The organism is Streptococcus sp. 2018037 (genome assembly GCF_019754195.1).
Classification (GTDB): Bacteria; Bacillota; Bacilli; order Lactobacillales; family Streptococcaceae; genus Streptococcus; species Streptococcus hashimotonensis.
The window spans coordinates 81,708-97,968 of sequence record NZ_JAIJZQ010000001.1 but is presented as its reverse complement, the minus strand read 5'-3'; the positions used below and the strand labels follow the sequence as shown (position 1 = coordinate 97,968).

Below are 16,261 nucleotides of genomic sequence, written 5' to 3'. Positions count from 1 at the left end.
ATCATACCAAAAAAGCCTTGCATTTGCAAGAGCTTGGTAAGTTTTTACTATTTTAACTTGTCCCCATCATAGGTGTGAACCAAATCTAGACCAGCGAACTGTTGCTGCCGAAGAGCCTCATATACAATCATACACGCTGTATTAGAGACATTAAGACTACGCACATGTTCATCATTCATTGGAATACGGATAGCTTTCTCTGGATGTTCACGCATGAAATCTTCTGGCAAGCCCTTATCTTCACGGCCAAATAAGAAATAATGAATGTTCCCATCATTATAGTCTTCATCCGAATAGGTTTTATCAGCAAATTTAGATACTAAGTGAACACGTCCTTGTTTGCTGGCATAATCCATAAATTCTGCTAAATTGTCATAGAAGCGAACATCTAACTTATCCCAATAATCTAGTCCTGCACGTTTCATCTTACGGTCATCAATTGGAAATCCCATAGGCTTAATGATATGGAGAGGACTATTGGTTGCAGCACAAGTTCGAGCAATATTGCCTGTATTCTGTGGAATCTGTGGTTCAAATAAGACAATGTGGTTTTTGGCTGTTTCTTCTATATACTCTAATGTTTCAATATTCATAAGGACCTCTCTGGTGACATTTCATTAAATACGAATCCCCTTCGAAAATCAAATCCAAACCATGTCAGCTTCATTTTGCCGTATACCATGCTTGTTTTCTAGTTTCTTTTTTGATTTTCATTGAGTAAAAAGACTCGACTGTCTCCTATGGTAAGAAAGACAAAAAAATAGCCACACTGCCCGGAGTCAAGCTCAGCAAACAGCATGGTGAATGATGATTCATTCACTTAACTCACAACAGGTTTGAGTTAAATCAATGAAATCGTGATACTATTGTAGCTTAAAGAAGGCTGAAAATCAAGAGTTTTGCCCCATTTTTTTCAAATTTTCATAGAAAATCATAGAGGCTGGGCAAAAAAACCAACCTTGCTTCTCAGAGTGCGTGTCAACATCTGAGCGCAGTGGTTGATTGGCTTTAACAGTCCAGTGGACTCTTAATATTGAGGTAAACTTGTTTCGCCCTATCTCCAGCCTTCAAAGGTTCCCGAACCTTTGAAGCGAGTACTAAAAACAAACTAATACTCAATGAAAATCAAAAGTAGCCTAGAAAACGAAGTCGAAGATAGAACTCTGTTACTTTCTTATTTCAAGGTAACAGGCTGAAAACTTCCACTGGAGCTTTTCACTCATCAAGGCTCTTGACAACGGATAATTTTGATTTTCGAAGAGTATAAACAACTATAAATAACAAAAAGTAGGTTGCCCTACTTCTGCCTATTTCTTTTCAGACTAAACCTGTCCGGCACAGGATCTTCCCCATCTTCCACAAAGGGATGACAGCGACCAATTCGAGCCAACCCCATCAAAAAGCCCTTGAGTCCATGTTTTTGTAAGGCCTCAATCATATAAGCCGAACAAGTCGGACGGTAGCGACAAGAGGGCGGAAAAAGGGGAGAAATAAATTTCTGATAGAATCGGACCAAGCCGATCAAGAGTATAGTCATTATTTTTTAACTGGCTTAGTAACAGCCAGAGTATGTAACTTACTGATGTCTTTCTTGTTGAGCTTGCGGTATTCTCCTGGACGTAGGCCGGTCAAGTCAAGATTACCAAAGCGAGTACGAGACAGCTTATCTACCTGCAAACCGACAGCCTCAAACATCTTCTTAACCTGGTGGTTTCGACCTTCATGGATTGTTAATTCTACAACTGAGCGGTTCTTAACAGGGTCCACCTTGATAATCTCATACACCGCTGGCTTGGTTTTCTTACCATCAACGACAACACCACGGGTCAAGGGACGCAAGACTTCCTTGTTGGCAACCCCTTTGACACGCGCCAAGTAAACCTTATCAATCTCATTACGTGGGTGAATCATCTCATCTGTAAAATCACCGTCATTGGTCAAAATCAAGACCCCAGATGTATCCCAGTCCAAACGACCAACAGGATAAATCCGCTCCTTAACTGTTGGCAACAAGTCCACAACCGTCTTTCTTCCCTTGTCGTCTGACACACTAGAAATAACACCTCGTGGTTTATTGAGGAGATAGTAGACTTTCTCTTCGTTATAAATTGGTTGTCCCTCAACCTCTACCTTATCACCCGATTTGATAACTGTCCCTAGCTCACGAACAACCTGACCATTTACAGTAACTAGTCCTTGTTTGATTAGTTCTTCTGCCTTACGACGACTGGCAACTCCAGCATGGGCAATGTATTTATTAATTCTCATTTTCTAACTCATTTCTTTCTACGAATAGCTCTGTTTCTTCTTGAATCAAATCTATTTCAGACACATCAGGCAATTCTTCTAGACTATTAATTCCCATGTAATCCAGAAAATAATCCGTTGTCACATAGAGATTTGGTCTACCAAGAACCTCTTTCTTACCGTTCTCACGAATGAGGTCAAAGGCCTGTAATTTACTGATGGCACCGCTGGAATTGACTCCGCGAATATCATCAACTTCAATCCGAGTAATGGGTTGCTTATAGGCTACGATTGATAAGGTTTCCAAAAGAGCCCGTGACATAGTCTGATTGATTGGTGTTTTGGCATAGATTCGCAAAAGGTTTGCATATTCTTTTTTAGTAACCAACTTGTAGCGATTGGAAGACTCTAAGATGGCTAAGCCTGACGCTTTGTCTGCCATATATTTCTCACTAAGTTTCTCTAACTGCTGGCTGACAGCTGTCGGCTGCATTTCCAACATCTCTGCCAAATTTCGTAACGTCAAGCCATCCTCACCTGCCACAAAGAGCAGGACTTCGATTTCAGCTAAGCGATTCATCTTCACTCCTTACTAGATAAATATCTCCAAAAGTCTCTGTCTGTTCCAAGACGATTTCATGAACCTTGACCAATTCCAAAGTCGCAAGGAAGATCGTAATCATTTCATTGACATCTTGACTTTCTTGAAAAAGCTGACGGAGTTCAAGGCGTGGACCAGTCTCGAAACGACTGCGAACAAAGTCCATCATGTCTTCGATTTTATATTCATCACGGGCAATGGTCGCATGAGACTGACGGAGGCTTGCCTGTTTTTCAGCCATTACTTTAGAAAAAGCTAGGAAAATGTCAATGACGGTCTTATCCTTGGCTAACTGTACATCATCATAAATCAAATCTAATTTGGGTTTTGAAAAATAGTTCGCCCGTTCATCATGTTGCTCTCCTAATTTCTCACTGAGAAGCTTGAACTTGCGGTATTCTTCCAACTGGTCCAAGAGATCCATTTCAGGATCATCTTCGGGATCAATTTGCTCAACAACCTTCGGCAATAACCGACGACTTTTGATGACCATCAATTGACTAGCCATGAGCATATATTCTCCCGCCACCTCTAAACGCATGGCTTGCAAGGTAGCAATGTAGGCCAAATATTGCTCGATAACCTCTGTAATCGGAACCTCGTAAATATCTACTTGATACTTGGACACCAGGTGTAGCAGGAGATCAAGTGGCCCTTCAAAATCTTTTAATTTTATATCCATTATCTAAATTTTTCCAAACTCATGCTTGTTTTCAGTCCCAACTGCTTGGCGATTTGGTCCAAGGATTTTCCTTCATCTATCTGTTTTAGAATATACTGCTCCCGCAACTTTTGGGCTGTCCAATCAGGCTTGCCAATGGACTGGACAAATTCTGTCAGACGATTAAAAAACCATTGACGAGAATAGGTCTGTCCCTTCTTGTCAAAAACATAAATTCCTGTCAAATGCCCTTCCAAATAAACAAGTAATTCCTTGGGTAGAGTGAGCACACGCTTAGTCGTCCCTTTCTCAACTGTCAGAACTTGAAAATCCAGATTGACCTGCTGACTAGTCAGCTCTGCTATTTCACTAGGAGTCAGCCCTAGCAAGGCAATCAAAAGAGCAATCAGTTGCCCATCAAGCCAAGGACTTTCTTGAAAGAGGAGAGTTAAATCCTCACGCTCCAGCTTCTTTTTGACGCTGGCTGGACCTGACATCGTTTGCAATTTATAAAAACGATCCAGGAGATTATTTTCATAAAGAAAGTAGAGAAATTGATTGACCGCTGACATTTTTCTTTTCTGAGCAGCAGGTTTCAAGTCTAGAAGAGACTGCTGATAGACCAAAAGAGACTGTTGGCTAATCTCCCCCTTTGTTACTGTCACAAATTGCTGCAGGTCGTAGGTATAGGACTTTTGGCTGTTGACACTGACCTTTTTACTCTGGATAAAAGATTCAATAGCCTGCTTCATTTCTTGCCTTCTTTTGATGCTAGGGGGAAATTATGCAAGAGAGCATTGATTGCCTTTAAGATGGATTTTCGTGTAATGATTCCCATAAATTCTCTATTTTCCCCAAGAACGGGTAAGAAAGATTGATCTACTAGCTTGCGCATCACTTCTGTCAAATCATAATCCAGACCAACAGTCTCTTCATCTGTCTTTACAATCACAGAAATATCTCTGTTTAACTCATCATCCGATAGTTCATTTTCAGCTTGATATTTAATGATTTCCGTCAAGCCGATGGTGCCGAAGAAACGACCGTCTTCTGTTACCACAGGTACGCGTGAATAGGTCATGTGACTGAGTAACAGTTTTGCATGGTCAATATTATGCGTATCAATAATTACTGCCAATTTATCCGCTGGTGTCAAGAAAGTTTCTTCCTGGTCCAATAAAAAGGCTTCAAATTCTCTTGCAATCATCTTGAAATATCCTTTGTCAATGCTGGGTAAAGTTGGTGCTGTCGATTGTAGTAATCCACATGGAAGTGATCATCATAGATGGTCACAAGAGCATAGAGACATTCTCTGACCAAACCACGAGGTTGACTAACGGAGCCAGGATTGAGGAAGAGGGTCTTGCCACGCACTTCGGCATCAGGCACATGCAGATGCCCATACAAACAAATATCCGCATCAACTTCCTGAGCCCAATAATCCAACCGCTGCCAGCCGTAATTAATGCCATAAAGATGACCATGAGTCTGAGCAATAGTCACACCATCCAATTGAGTAATGAGCTGGTCAGGGTAACCACCAAAATAGTCGCAGTTTCCATTGACCACTTGAATGCCGTCCCACAAACTATCTTGACTATCCAGCTCCGAATCACCATTGTGAAAGATGGCATCGACCTTGCCAAGATAATGATGTTTAATATCCTCTACAATCTGTCTATCCCCATGAGAGTCGCTCATGACTAGGATTGTTTTGCTTGCTCCTGCCATACTGGAAATGCCTCCACTAATTTTTCTAGTGCTTGTGCACGGTGGGAAATCTTATTTTTTTCTTCTAAGGTCAATTCTGCCGAAGTCTTGCCTGTTTCGCCTACGAGGAAAAGTGGATCATATCCAAACCCATTTTCCCCACGGAGGTCCATACCGATAAAGCCTTCCCAGTCCGCTTCGACAACCAAACTCTCACGATTTGGAGCAGCCATAACTAGGGTACAATGGAATTGTGCCGAACGATCTTTCAGTTCAAATACCATGGCCAATTCGTGCAAGAGTTTGGCATTATTGAGCTCATCTGTGGCATCTGGACCTGAAAAACGTGCAGACCAAACTCCTGGCAAACCACCTAAAGCATCAACCTTCAAACCAGAATCATCTGCCAAGACCATCTTGCCTGTCAGCTCTGCTATGGTTTCAGCCTTGAGCCGTGCATTTTCCTCAAAGGTCATACCTGTTTCTGCTACATCTGGCAGGTCAGGATAATTGTTGAGGTTCTCGACCTGGTAGCCAAAGCGCTCAAAAAACTTACGGAATTCCTTGGTCTTACCTTCATTTTTAGTGGCAATCAAGATGGTATCTCCCACGCTTGCCAAGCCCTTGTCTTGACCGAAGAAATCTGCCGTGCTAACCCCTGCTTGGGGCAGATGAACCAAGAGAAGCTTGTCATTTTCTGTTACCAGAATAGCTCCTTGATGTTGGAGAACTTTGAACTGGCGATTGTTTAACTCATTCAAAATATCACAGGCAAATTGAAAGAGGGCAAATTCAGACTGAAGTTTGATCACTTCAATGTTGACACACTGGTTGAAATTCTCATCTTCAAAATTACCAGCAATCAGTTTGTCAAACAACTGACCAATCTGGTAAATTTCCTGCTCTCTTCCATTTTCTCCAAAGGAACCAAATAGGTTGGCAAAACTAGCCTTTCCGATAAACCAATTGTGTTCATCTCTGTATTCGTATATCTTGTCTGTCATAGTTCTACATGCTCCACATGAATATCAATGCCCATCCAGCTTTCAGCTATTTCTTTAAAAGCTGCCGGACTAGCTGTTGTGTAAAATCTGTGCTGAATATCCTTTTCGGTACGGCTGCGGTTGATTTGAAAATAATTTAATAAAACAGAAATATCCCGCGCACACTCTGCACCACTATCGATTAACTTGACCTCCTTGCCCATGGCATTCTGGATGATGGGGCGAAGCAGAGGATAATGGGTGCAACCCAAAACCAAGGTGTCCACTTTCCCAACGAGTGGTCGAAGTGTCTCATAAACAACCTTTTTGGCAAGACTGGATTGGTGGCTATTGGACTCAACCAGAGGGGCAAACTTGGGACAGGCTAGGCTGTCTACCTGCGTTTCCGGAGAAAGGGCCTGAATTTTTTCACGATAGATATCGGATTGAATAGTCATAGCCGTTCCTAAGACACCAACCTTACCAGTTTGCGTTGCCTTAATGGCAGCCGAAGCACCTGGTAAAATAACACCCAAAACAGGAATATCCAACTTTTCCTTGACTTCTTCCCAGGCTACCGCTGTTGCCGTATTGCAGGCAAAGACAATCATTTTTACATTTTTTGTCAAAAGAAAATTGACCAACTGCCACGTATATTCTCTGATTTGTTCTGCTGGACGGGGTCCATAAGGTGCCCGTGCCGAGTCCCCGATATAAACGATTTCTTCATGGGGAAGTTGGCGCATTAACTCACGCGCAACCGTTAATCCCCCCACACCTGAATCTAAAAAACCTATTGGTCGATTATCCATAATACTGAGAATAGCCAGAAAATCTGACTAGCCTTTCTTTTCTACTCAAAAAATGGGATCTGGGAATGAATATCCCAGTCCCAGTTTGATTATTTTTTCTTGCTTGCCACTTTTTGTTGGCTCTTGATTTGGCGAAGTACTTGTTGTACTTTTGCTTCGCTTGGTTTTTGCCCCATTTGGCTCATCATCAAACGCAAAGCATTTTCATCCAAAATTGGCTTGTCAGCAATGTAGTTTTCCACCTGTCTACGTGACAAGTAAATACCCAAGGCTACACCACCTGCAAATGCCAATACGATAAGTAAAATTGCTAAACCTAAGTTCATTTGTCAATCTCCTGACTCTTCTAAAAATAATTCATTCGGAATTGCCCTGCGACAATCTCTTAATGAATCTATTATACCAAATTCAGCAGGCTTTTCCAAGACTTACCTGTCAAATTCAAAACCGTAAATGGTCGCGAAATAGTCCTCTGGTGTTTCAGCACGACGAATCATACGTGCTGTGCCATCCTCCTGTAAAAGAATTTCAGAGGAACGCAGACGACCGTTGTAGTTGTAGCCCATGGAGAAGCCGTGGGCACCACTGTCATGAATGACCAAGGTGTCACCTACTTCTGCCCGTGGTAATTCACGGTTGACCGCAAACTTGTCGTTGTTTTCACAGAGGGAACCTGCCACATCCACCACTTCGATTGGGGCATCTGGGCGCGTGATGTTGGTGATATGGTGGTAGGCACCATAGAAAGCAGGACGCATGAGGTTGGCTGCCGATGCATCGACACCGATATAGGTCCGATAGGTTTCCTTACGATGAAGCACCTTTGTAATCAAGTGACCGTGTGGCGCCAACATAAAGCGACCCAATTCCGTAAAGATTTTGACATGTCCCATACCAGCTGGCGTGAGAATTTCCTCGTAAACCTTTCGAACACCCTCACCAATGACAGCAATGTCGTTTGGTTCTTGCTCAGGACGATAGTTGACCCCAATCCCACCTGATAGATTGATGAAGTCCAAGGTCACACCTGTTTCCTCACGAATTTCCAAGGCCAATTCAAAGAGTTGACGAGCTAAGACAGGATAGTAGTCATTGGTAACAGTATTTGAAGCCAGAAAAGCATGGATCCCAAACTGCTTTACACCCAGTTCTTTTAGCTCCTTATAGCCTTTCATGAGCTGGTCTTTGGTCATCCCAAATTTAGACTCTTCTGGATGGTCCATAATGTCCGTTCCCAGCGAGAAGACCCCACCTGGATTATAACGGAGGCAGACTGTTTCTGGGATACCAGCAACATTTTTCAAAAATTCAATATGTTCGTAAGCGTCTAGGTTGATAGTCGCCCCAACTTTTCTGGCATAGACAAATTCTTGCGCTTGGGTATCATTGGATGTAAACATGATGTCCTTAAAGCCCAATTTTTCACTCATCAGCACTTCTACATCCGTTGCACAGTCCACTCCACAGCCTTCTTCTTGAAGAATTTTTAAAATAGCTGGAGTCGGAGTCGCCTTGACCGCAAAATATTCCTTAAAGCCTTTGTTCCATGAAAAAGCTGCATTGAGGGCACGGGCCTTCTCACGAATGCCTTTTTCATCATACAAATGAAAAGGTGTCGGAAATTGCTTCGTAATGGTCTCTAAAACTTCTTTACTAACAAATGGTGTCTTGGTCATGTCGCTACCTCATCAAATATTTTTCCTATTATATCACAAATATGTGAGGAACTGTAGCTTTCAACTCCACCAAATACTTGCAAAATAAATTATGAGCGCTATAATGTGAATATCATTAAAAAAAGGAGTAATATATGTCAACATTAGATTTTGATTTTACAGAACGCTTGTATGCCAACTATCTAGCTAATCCAAGCCTACAGGCAACCGAAAATGCCGTGAGCCACAACGGACTTTTGAAATCCTTAGAAACACGCCAAAGCGCCATCGACAATGACTATGTCTTTTCAATCGACTTGACCAAGGACGCTGTTTCAAACCAAAAGGCTTCTGGACGTTGCTGGATGTTTGCTGCATTGAATACCTTCCGCCACAAGCTCATCTCAGACTTCAAGCTGGAGAATTTTGAGCTATCACAGGCCCATACCTTCTTTTGGGATAAATATGAAAAGTCCAACTGGTTCCTCGAACAAATCATCGCCACAGCTGACCAAGAAATTGGTAGTCGTAAGGTAAAATTCTTATTGGATACCCCGCAACAAGATGGCGGTCAATGGGATATGGTTGTTGCCTTATTTGAAAAATATGGTGTGGTACCGAAATCTGTCTATCCAGAATCTATCTCATCCAGTGCCAGCCGTGAGCTCAATCAGTACCTTAACAAATTGCTCCGTCAAGATGCACAAATCTTGCGAGACCTCCTTGCCAAAGGAGCTTCCTCGGAAGAAGTTCAAGTACAAAAAGAAAACTTGCTTCAAGAAATCTTTAACTTCCTAGCCGTCAACCTTGGACTCCCTCCACGCAGCTTTGATTTTGCATATAGAGATAAAGACAATGTCTATCACCGTGATACAAATGTAACACCTCAGGTATTCTACGAGAAATACGTTGGTTTGAAACTATCTGACTATGTCTCCATTATCAATGCTCCTACAACTGACAAACCCTACAATAAATCTTATACAGTCGAATTGTTGGGGAACGTTGTTGGCGCCCCTGCTGTCCGCTACCTCAATGTAGAAATGAACCGTTTTAAAGAACTGGCTATTGCCCAACTCAAAGCTGGTGAATCCGTTTGGTTTGGTTCCGATGTCGGTCAAAGTAGCAATCGTCAAACTGGTATTATGGCAACCAACACCTACGACTTCTCTTCAGGTCTGGGTATCCATTTCCATCAAGACAAGGCCGGAAGATTAGACTACTCCGAAAGTTTGATGACTCACGCTATGGTCTTAACTGGTGTTGATTTAGACGACAATGAGCAACCTCTCAAATGGAAAGTAGAAAACTCTTGGGGTGACAAGGTTGGTGACAAGGGATACTTCGTCGCATCAGATAGCTGGATGGACGAGTACACTTATCAGATTGTTGTCCGAAAAGAATTCCTCACACCAGAAGAACTAGCAGCTTATCAAGCTCAACCACAAGTCCTTGCCCCATGGGATCCAATGGGAGCTCTAGCATAACAAACGACATATAAAAAAAAAGAGGGCAACCCTCTTTTTTATATGTCATAATTAGTCTCTACTCAAACCACCAAAGATACGGAGTAAGTTGAGGAAGAGGTTGATGAAGTCAAGATAGAGCTGAAGCGCCATGGATACGACCCAACCTTGGCCAACATTACCACTAGTTTGTTCGAAAACATTGCGGATACGTTGATTGTCATAAGCAATCAAACCTGAGAATACCAAAACAGAAATGATAGACATCATAAAGCTTAGACCTGAGCTACGAAGGAAGATATTAATAACACTTGCAATAATAATTCCCCATAGAGCTGCACGCAATGCCTGAGCCATACCAGAAAGATCCTTCTTCGTTGTCATCCCAATTACAGCCATGATAGCAAACATGAGAGCCGCTGACACGAAGGCGAGTACAACTGTTTCGCTAGTATAGAACATCAAAATCATGCTGATGGTAATCCCGTTTGTTACTGAGTAGGCAAGAAACATTGGTAGAGCCATTGGACTATTTTTAGCTGCCATTGCTGAAGCAGAAACAACCAAGGCAATCTGACCAATCATAATCAGCATCATGATGATGGAACCTGCACTCAGCAGACTAAGCAATAAAGATTGAAAGACGGTCACAGCCAAGAAAGAAACTAGAGCTGACAGACCAATTCCCATGGCAACCACACCATAAATTTTACCGAAGAAACGGTTGAGGGCGGTATTATCCACCTGATTAATAATAAATGAATCGTTATTCATACTATTCTCCTTTAAATCATTTTATTGAAACCGAAAGACCTTACGATTTTTCCACTTGTGTTGTAAGGGCAGACTCCACTCTCTCACAGCCCAATACTTATCCACACATGTCACAATCCAGGATTCCTTGTAGCGAGGAGGAGCGATTGTCGCACCAAACATATGCTTCACAATGATGTCTTCTTCTAGTTTATTGAGTTGAATGAGTTTCTGAGCATTGCGTTTAGCAATTCGTGGATGAACCCAAGCATGGCTCTTGTTGAATTTGGTATCTCTCCAATCATAGAAGAATAAATCATGCAATAGACCACCACGGGCTGTTGACTTGGCATCCCAACCAAATTTTTTCGCAATCTTATAGCTTGTATAAGAGACATTGATGGAATGTTCCAAGCGCGTGGAGTAATAATGATGAGGGATTTTCCCCAATTTTTGCACCTTGGGTGTGGCAATCAAGTGCCCCACGTAATGCATGTATTCTTTATCTTGTTTATATGCAACCATTCGTTAACCTCGTTGGAATATTATACCACACTATAGTACACTTGGCTTAAATAAAGCTAAACAATAGAATGCCCGCCGCAATGGCTACATTGAGGCTTTCCGCCTGCCCTGGCATGGTAATATGGACAAGTTGATCCGCCTCATCGGCTACAAAAGTTGAAATTCCTTGACCTTCATTTCCCATGACCAAGGCAAAACTTGGATTTGGCGTAACTTCCTTATAGCCAACCGACTGACTAGAAAGGGTTGTTGCCAAGATTTGTATCTGATTGCTTTTTAAAGCAGAAAAAATAGCGGTCATCGGCATCCGATAAACTGGCAAGTGGAAATGACTCCCTTGCATGGAACGCAGAACTTTCATATTGTAAATATCTGCCGACTTATCCGATAGGAATACTCCATCAAAACCAGCTGCATCAGCTGTACGAATCATGGTACCAACATTTCCAGGGTCCTGCACATCCTCCAGAACCAAAAATTTTCCTGTTAAGACATCAGGTAAGGTCTGATTTGGTAAGGACAGTTGAGCTACTACCCCTTGTGGTGTCCGTGAGTCTGCCAAATCCTGCATAATATCTGAACTGACAACTGTTACATTGGATAAGCCAGCAACCCGATGAACATGTTCTTCTGATACCAAAATATGTTCAATAGGTACTTTGGCTGCCAAAGCCTCCTCCAACAAATGCCAACCTTCAATCAAATAAGAAGAAGTACGGTATTTTTTCTGTTGTAATTTCTTAACCTGCTTGACCAAATGATTGGCCTTTGAGCGAATGATCTCCATGAATGCCCCTTTTTCTTTTACTGCTCAGCAACCTCAATTTTCCAACGGCTAAATCAATTATCTTGATTTTTGAACAGTCTTACCCAACCATGATATAATAAAGTAAATGTCTTGTCAAAAGGAGAAACTTATGCGAAAGGTAAAAATGATTGCATCTGGTCGTGTGCAAGGAGTCGGCTTTCGTTGGTCTGTTCAATTTTTAGCTGTGGAAATAGGCGACATCTACGGCAGAGTTTGGAATAATGATGATGGAACTGTCACCATTTTAGCTCAGTCAGATAATGCTGAGAAGCTCAGCCATTTTATCCATGAAATTCGGAAAGGGCCTTCTCGTATGGCCAAAGTCACCTATCTCGATGTCACCCTAGCCAACTTCGAAGACTATAAGGATTTTCAGGTGGCTTATAGATAAAACTTGTATATTTTGAACAAAAAAAGTAAAATAGAATGTATCTTGTAAAAAAAGGAATGTATCATTTTGAAAAAGAATAAACGAATTTTATTAACAAGTCTAGCCCTGTCTACGCTAGTATTTCTATCAGGATGTGTGCAGACAAAGAACGGTGTTCCTACTGGTGAAGGTTGGGTCTACAACTTCCTTGTTGCCCCAATGGGAAACCTGATTAAATTCTTCGCAGAAAACCAAGGACTCGGTTTCGGTGTTGCTATCATTATCGTGACATTGATTGTTCGTCTCTTCATCATGCCACTAGGTATTTACCAATCTTGGAAATCAACCTATCAGTCTGAGAAAATGAATTACCTCAAACCAATTTTAGGTCCAATCCAAGAACGCATGAAAAATGCAAGTTCCCAAGAAGAGCAATTGGCTGCCCAACAGGAATACTTTGCTGCTCAAAAACAATATGGTGTCAGCGTGTTTGGTGGAATGGGCTGCCTTCCTATCTTGATTCAAATGCCATTCTTTACGGCACTCTTCTATGCAGCTCGTTACACGGAAGGAATCTCAGAAGCAACCTTCCTTGGCATTGATCTCGGTTCTGCAAGTCTCATTCTAACAGCTATTGCTGGTATCCTCTACTACGCTCAATCACTTCTGATGCAAGTCGGTATGGACGAAGAACAGAAGAAACAAATGAGAGCTGTGGCAATCATGAACCCATTGATGATTGTTATGTTCTCTTGGTCTTCACCTGCTGGTGTTACCCTCTACTGGGTAGTCGGTGGATTTATCGGTCTTGTTCAACAAGCTCTTACAAACTTCATCTTGAAACCACGTATCCGTGCTAAGGTTGAAGAAGAATTTAAAAATAATCCTCCAAAACCATATAAATCAACTATCAAGGATGTAACTCCTAAAGCATCCGCTATCATCGAAGAAAAAACGTCTAAGAAATCAAACCGTAACGCCGGTAAACAACGTTCTAGATAAAAAATCGCAACCATCTGTTTCAGATGGTTGTTTTCTTATATAGTTTTTTGTACTTGCTCCAACTATCTGAGAGATAGTTGGAGGTTGGAAATAGGGAGTGGGAAAGAGCTCAACCATTCATAGAAGAGTTCGTCAACAATTTTTCGTTTTAAGCTGTTGAGCTGAATCGAACTCTGTTCGCCTCAGTACTCGTCGAAGGAATAAAAGAGCCTACTAAACAACTATACGAAAAGAGAGAATCTTTCGACTCTCTCCACACCTTATTTCGTTTTTTCAACCTTCAAGATTTTTACATCATAGCTACCAGCAGGCGTTTCAATTGTTGCAACATCTCCTGTTTTTTTACCAATCAAAGCATGGCCAATTGGGCTTTCATTTGAAATCTTGTTTGCAAAGGCATCTGCACCTGCAGCACCAACGATATGATAGACTTCTTCCTCGGTCTCACCAACTTCTTGAACAGTCACAGTCTTACCAATTGCCACTTCATCCGCAGCAACTGCATCACTGTTTACGATTTCAGCATAGCGAATTTTTGTTTCGATTGTTGAGATTTGACCTTCAACAAATGCCTGTTCATCTTTAGCTGCTTCGTACTCAGAGTTCTCTGAAAGGTCTCCGTAAGAACGAGCAATTTTAATACGTTCAACAATTTCTGGTCGACGAACTAACTTTAGTTCCTCTAGTTCTTTTTCTAATTTTTCCTTTTCTTCCAAGGTCATTGGATATGTTTTTTCTGCCATTTGTCTTTCCTTTTCTTTTATTTTTCATGAAAACAAAATTATGTGGAAAACCACATAATTTTGTTGTAAAAATTTACTCATTATTAAGATGTGCATTTACATACTTAGCAACGTTTTGGTTATGTTCATCAATATTATTTGTAAAGTAAACATTTCCAGTTGTAACATCTGCTACAAAGTAAAGATAGTCTGTTGTGTTGGCATTAATCACTGCTTCGATAGCCGAAAGGCTTGGACTATCCACTGGTCCAGGCATCAATCCTGGTGTCCAATAAATGTTGTATGGTGACTCAATTGATGTATCAATCGCTACATCTTCTGCCAGAGTTGTTTCTTGACCAAGTTTACCCTGAGCATACAAGATGGCAATATTGGATTGTAGAGGCATTGCTGCATTCAAGCGGTTAGAGAAGACACTTGCAATGTTTCGACGATCTTCATCAGTAGAACCTTCTTTTTCAACCAAAGATGCCAAGGTAAGAACTTCATTTACAGTCAAATTCTTAGCAGTAATCGTTTCATAATATGGTTGTAAACGATTATCCATCGCGGCAATCATTTGCTCAACGAGCTCTTCGATAGTTGTTTCATCGCTGTATTCATAAACCGCTGGGAAGAGGTAACCTTCCAACTGATAAATAACTCCACTATCAGCAGCTGGTAGGCTGGCAAACAATTTTGGATAGGTAGCAACCATTCGATTAATAAAATCTTGGTTGGTTACAGTAGCCATAAACTGTTCTGCAGTAAATGGTGTTTTATCGTTCTTATCTTTTGTATTAGTATTGTCTGTAATAGCCTGAGCAATTTGTGTTAACGTATACCCTTCAACAATCAAAACCTTCCCTGCGGCTTCTTTTTGAGCTGTCGGAGTTCCGCTTTCTTGAAGTGCTTTGGCGATGTCATCCACAGACATATTTTGTTTCAAATTATAAAAACCACTTTGGAAATTATTATAACTCTTAATTTTAGAGTAGTAATTAAAAATAGTAGCATTCTTAATCAACTTGTTGTCAACTAAAATTTTACCAATTTCTAAAGTTGAAGATCCTTCTGGAATCTCTACCTGAATAGTTTCTGTAGCTTTTACATTAACTGGTTCCAGACTAGATTTTACCCACACATAACCAGTAACACCTGTCACTAGAACTGCCACTATAACAATTGACATGATAACAGAGACAATGTGTTTAGCGGCGTTATCTTGTTTTTTACGACGTTGCTTGCTTGTTCTGTGGGTTGTTCTTCTTCTGGGTTGTGTTTCCTGCATCTGCTTGTCTACTTCTGGAACAATAGCCGTTGTCTTTGGAGCAATAATAGTTTCCTCTAGTGAGATGATTTCTGTATCACCAGTCACAGCTGACACGTCTTCCGTTGGAAATTCCAAAAATGTATCTTCTAAAGGAGAATTTCCCGGAAGGACAGACTCTACTGGCTCAGAAACTGACGAGCTTGATGGTACTTCATCAAATCCTGCCGTATTAGCAGCCACAAGATTCCTTAATTTCTCCAAGTTTCGTTCAACAGTATCTTGTGGAACTGGACTTGAAACGACTTCTTTTTCAATCACAAAAGTCTCTGGAGTAGCCAAAGTTTCTGATGTTGGCTCTTCGATACTTTCCGTCATCACTTCTGATTCTTGCTGTTCTTCTGACAAGTATGAATCAGGGAAGGCAATCCCTTCTACTTTTACAATTTCAGTCTCTCTATGGGGGGCTTTTTCTTCGGCAAGACTAGGCTGGAGCTCGTTGATAACTTCATTACGCTTATCAACAAGAACATCCGCTGATTGTTCCGCCAAACGTTTCACCTTCAATTCTTCCAAATCTCGTAAAATTTGATCGCGGAAGCTTGAAGACTGCGTGTTTTTTTCATTCGTATCCTTTGTCACGCTGTTACTCCTTTCACACAGTTACTATACATTA

At 41.4% G+C, this 16,261-nt stretch carries 20 protein-coding genes; 3 read left to right on the top strand and 17 right to left on the bottom strand.

Annotated features, from left to right (window positions below; translation table 11 throughout):
- Positions 1-47: 47 nt before the first annotated feature.
- From K5Q29_RS00490 to K5Q29_RS00435, 12 genes are all read right to left on the bottom strand, one after another.
- Positions 48-593 carry a tRNA (cytidine(34)-2'-O)-methyltransferase gene (locus K5Q29_RS00490; RefSeq protein ID WP_002939238.1) on the bottom strand — a complete coding sequence of 182 codons (546 nt, stop codon included), beginning with the start codon at positions 591-593 and terminating at the stop codon, positions 48-50.
- A 704-nt stretch (positions 594-1,297) separates the two neighbouring features.
- On the bottom strand, positions 1,298-1,537 hold the full coding sequence (gene yidD, locus K5Q29_RS00485; protein WP_205032563.1) for a membrane protein insertion efficiency factor YidD: 240 nt from the start codon (positions 1,535-1,537) through the stop codon (positions 1,298-1,300).
- Positions 1,537-2,268 carry a pseudouridine synthase gene (locus tag K5Q29_RS00480; RefSeq protein ID WP_205032562.1) on the bottom strand — a complete coding sequence of 244 codons (732 nt, stop codon included), beginning with the start codon at positions 2,266-2,268 and terminating at the stop codon, positions 1,537-1,539. The genes yidD and K5Q29_RS00480 overlap by 1 nt, the downstream gene beginning before the upstream one ends.
- Positions 2,258-2,827 (bottom strand): SMC-Scp complex subunit ScpB, encoded by a 570-nt coding sequence (gene scpB / locus K5Q29_RS00475; protein WP_002939233.1) that lies wholly within the window; start codon positions 2,825-2,827, stop codon positions 2,258-2,260. Before scpB ends, K5Q29_RS00480 begins: the two co-directional genes overlap by 11 nt.
- On the bottom strand, positions 2,811-3,530 hold the full coding sequence (locus K5Q29_RS00470; protein ID WP_002942755.1) for a segregation/condensation protein A: 720 nt from the start codon (positions 3,528-3,530) through the stop codon (positions 2,811-2,813). Before K5Q29_RS00470 ends, scpB begins: the two co-directional genes overlap by 17 nt.
- On the bottom strand, positions 3,530-4,261 hold the full coding sequence (xerD, locus tag K5Q29_RS00465; RefSeq protein ID WP_205032561.1) for a site-specific tyrosine recombinase XerD: 732 nt from the start codon (positions 4,259-4,261) through the stop codon (positions 3,530-3,532). Before xerD ends, K5Q29_RS00470 begins: the two co-directional genes overlap by 1 nt.
- Positions 4,258-4,716: a cyclic-di-AMP-binding protein CbpB gene (gene cbpB, locus K5Q29_RS00460; RefSeq protein ID WP_012027618.1), complete on the bottom strand. Its 459-nt coding sequence runs from the start codon at positions 4,714-4,716 to the stop codon at positions 4,258-4,260. Before cbpB ends, xerD begins: the two co-directional genes overlap by 4 nt.
- Positions 4,713-5,240 carry a metallophosphoesterase gene (locus K5Q29_RS00455; RefSeq protein ID WP_012027619.1) on the bottom strand — a complete coding sequence of 176 codons (528 nt, stop codon included), beginning with the start codon at positions 5,238-5,240 and terminating at the stop codon, positions 4,713-4,715. The genes cbpB and K5Q29_RS00455 overlap by 4 nt, the downstream gene beginning before the upstream one ends.
- A complete protein-coding gene (locus K5Q29_RS00450; RefSeq protein ID WP_205032560.1) occupies positions 5,213-6,223 on the bottom strand; it encodes a nucleoside-triphosphate diphosphatase in 1,011 nt (336 codons plus the stop codon). The genes K5Q29_RS00455 and K5Q29_RS00450 overlap by 28 nt, the downstream gene beginning before the upstream one ends.
- A complete protein-coding gene (gene racE / locus K5Q29_RS00445) occupies positions 6,220-7,014 on the bottom strand; it encodes a glutamate racemase (RefSeq protein ID WP_015647255.1) in 795 nt (264 codons plus the stop codon). The genes K5Q29_RS00450 and racE overlap by 4 nt, the downstream gene beginning before the upstream one ends.
- Positions 7,015-7,103: 89 nt before the next feature.
- A complete protein-coding gene (locus K5Q29_RS00440) occupies positions 7,104-7,340 on the bottom strand; it encodes a YneF family protein (protein ID WP_012027622.1) in 237 nt (78 codons plus the stop codon).
- A 102-nt stretch (positions 7,341-7,442) separates the two neighbouring features.
- Positions 7,443-8,690 carry a diaminopimelate decarboxylase gene (locus tag K5Q29_RS00435; protein WP_105138963.1) on the bottom strand — a complete coding sequence of 416 codons (1,248 nt, stop codon included), beginning with the start codon at positions 8,688-8,690 and terminating at the stop codon, positions 7,443-7,445.
- A gap of 134 nt (positions 8,691-8,824) precedes the next feature.
- On the opposite strand from K5Q29_RS00435, the gene pepC reads away from it, so the two are divergent.
- Positions 8,825-10,156: an aminopeptidase C gene (pepC, locus tag K5Q29_RS00430; RefSeq protein ID WP_105138964.1), complete on the top strand. Its 1,332-nt coding sequence runs from the start codon at positions 8,825-8,827 to the stop codon at positions 10,154-10,156.
- Between the two features lie 51 nt (positions 10,157-10,207).
- Here pepC and K5Q29_RS00425 read toward each other — a convergent pair whose 3' ends face one another.
- The 3 genes from K5Q29_RS00425 to K5Q29_RS00415 are packed head-to-tail and all read right to left on the bottom strand — an operon-like array spanning position 10,208 to position 12,200.
- Positions 10,208-10,909, bottom strand: a complete 702-nt coding sequence (locus K5Q29_RS00425; RefSeq protein ID WP_105138965.1) for a Bax inhibitor-1/YccA family protein — start codon at positions 10,907-10,909, stop codon at positions 10,208-10,210.
- Between the two features lie 21 nt (positions 10,910-10,930).
- Complete coding sequence (locus tag K5Q29_RS00420) at positions 10,931-11,413, bottom strand: HD domain-containing protein (RefSeq protein WP_002942738.1); 483 nt, start codon at positions 11,411-11,413, stop codon at positions 10,931-10,933.
- A gap of 46 nt (positions 11,414-11,459) precedes the next feature.
- A complete protein-coding gene (locus tag K5Q29_RS00415) occupies positions 11,460-12,200 on the bottom strand; it encodes an RNA methyltransferase (protein WP_105148178.1) in 741 nt (246 codons plus the stop codon).
- A 130-nt stretch (positions 12,201-12,330) separates the two neighbouring features.
- Here K5Q29_RS00415 and K5Q29_RS00410 point away from each other — a divergent pair, with 130 nt between their 5' ends.
- Positions 12,331-12,612 carry an acylphosphatase gene (locus K5Q29_RS00410; protein ID WP_002942735.1) on the top strand — a complete coding sequence of 94 codons (282 nt, stop codon included), beginning with the start codon at positions 12,331-12,333 and terminating at the stop codon, positions 12,610-12,612.
- 66 nt (positions 12,613-12,678) lie between these two features.
- Positions 12,679-13,593, top strand: coding sequence for a membrane protein insertase YidC (yidC, locus tag K5Q29_RS00405; RefSeq protein WP_105248722.1), 915 nt, complete (start codon positions 12,679-12,681; stop codon positions 13,591-13,593).
- 260 nt (positions 13,594-13,853) lie between these two features.
- Here yidC and greA read toward each other — a convergent pair whose 3' ends face one another.
- Together greA and mltG are read right to left on the bottom strand one after the other, a co-directional pair.
- A complete protein-coding gene (gene greA, locus K5Q29_RS00400; protein WP_002938298.1) occupies positions 13,854-14,336 on the bottom strand; it encodes a transcription elongation factor GreA in 483 nt (160 codons plus the stop codon).
- Positions 14,337-14,409: 73 nt separating this feature from the next.
- Positions 14,410-16,227, bottom strand: coding sequence for an endolytic transglycosylase MltG (gene mltG / locus K5Q29_RS00395; RefSeq protein WP_205032558.1), 1,818 nt, complete (start codon positions 16,225-16,227; stop codon positions 14,410-14,412).
- Positions 16,228-16,261 lie beyond the last annotated feature (34 nt).

Excerpts from the sequence above, each read along its gene's own strand:
- K5Q29_RS00490 (WP_002939238.1), bottom strand. The coding sequence starts at position 593 with ATGAATATTGAAACATTAGAGTATATAGAAGAAACAGCCAAAAACCAC.
- yidD (WP_205032563.1), bottom strand. The coding sequence starts at position 1,537 with ATGACTATACTCTTGATCGGCTTGGTCCGATTCTATCAGAAATTTATT.
- K5Q29_RS00480 (WP_205032562.1), bottom strand. The coding sequence starts at position 2,268 with ATGAGAATTAATAAATACATTGCCCATGCTGGAGTTGCCAGTCGTCGT.
- scpB (WP_002939233.1), bottom strand. The coding sequence starts at position 2,827 with ATGAATCGCTTAGCTGAAATCGAAGTCCTGCTCTTTGTGGCAGGTGAG.
- K5Q29_RS00470 (WP_002942755.1), bottom strand. The coding sequence starts at position 3,530 with ATGGATATAAAATTAAAAGATTTTGAAGGGCCACTTGATCTCCTGCTA.
- xerD (WP_205032561.1), bottom strand. The coding sequence starts at position 4,261 with ATGAAGCAGGCTATTGAATCTTTTATCCAGAGTAAAAAGGTCAGTGTC.
- cbpB (WP_012027618.1), bottom strand. The coding sequence starts at position 4,716 with ATGATTGCAAGAGAATTTGAAGCCTTTTTATTGGACCAGGAAGAAACT.
- K5Q29_RS00455 (WP_012027619.1), bottom strand. The coding sequence starts at position 5,240 with ATGGCAGGAGCAAGCAAAACAATCCTAGTCATGAGCGACTCTCATGGG.
- K5Q29_RS00450 (WP_205032560.1), bottom strand. The coding sequence starts at position 6,223 with ATGACAGACAAGATATACGAATACAGAGATGAACACAATTGGTTTATC.
- racE (WP_015647255.1), bottom strand. The coding sequence starts at position 7,014 with ATGGATAATCGACCAATAGGTTTTTTAGATTCAGGTGTGGGGGGATTA.
- K5Q29_RS00440 (WP_012027622.1), bottom strand. The coding sequence starts at position 7,340 with ATGAACTTAGGTTTAGCAATTTTACTTATCGTATTGGCATTTGCAGGT.
- K5Q29_RS00435 (WP_105138963.1), bottom strand. The coding sequence starts at position 8,690 with ATGACCAAGACACCATTTGTTAGTAAAGAAGTTTTAGAGACCATTACG.
- pepC (WP_105138964.1), top strand. The coding sequence starts at position 8,825 with ATGTCAACATTAGATTTTGATTTTACAGAACGCTTGTATGCCAACTAT.
- K5Q29_RS00425 (WP_105138965.1), bottom strand. The coding sequence starts at position 10,909 with ATGAATAACGATTCATTTATTATTAATCAGGTGGATAATACCGCCCTC.
- K5Q29_RS00420 (WP_002942738.1), bottom strand. The coding sequence starts at position 11,413 with ATGGTTGCATATAAACAAGATAAAGAATACATGCATTACGTGGGGCAC.
- K5Q29_RS00415 (WP_105148178.1), bottom strand. The coding sequence starts at position 12,200 with ATGGAGATCATTCGCTCAAAGGCCAATCATTTGGTCAAGCAGGTTAAG.
- K5Q29_RS00410 (WP_002942735.1), top strand. The coding sequence starts at position 12,331 with ATGCGAAAGGTAAAAATGATTGCATCTGGTCGTGTGCAAGGAGTCGGC.
- greA (WP_002938298.1), bottom strand. The coding sequence starts at position 14,336 with ATGGCAGAAAAAACATATCCAATGACCTTGGAAGAAAAGGAAAAATTA.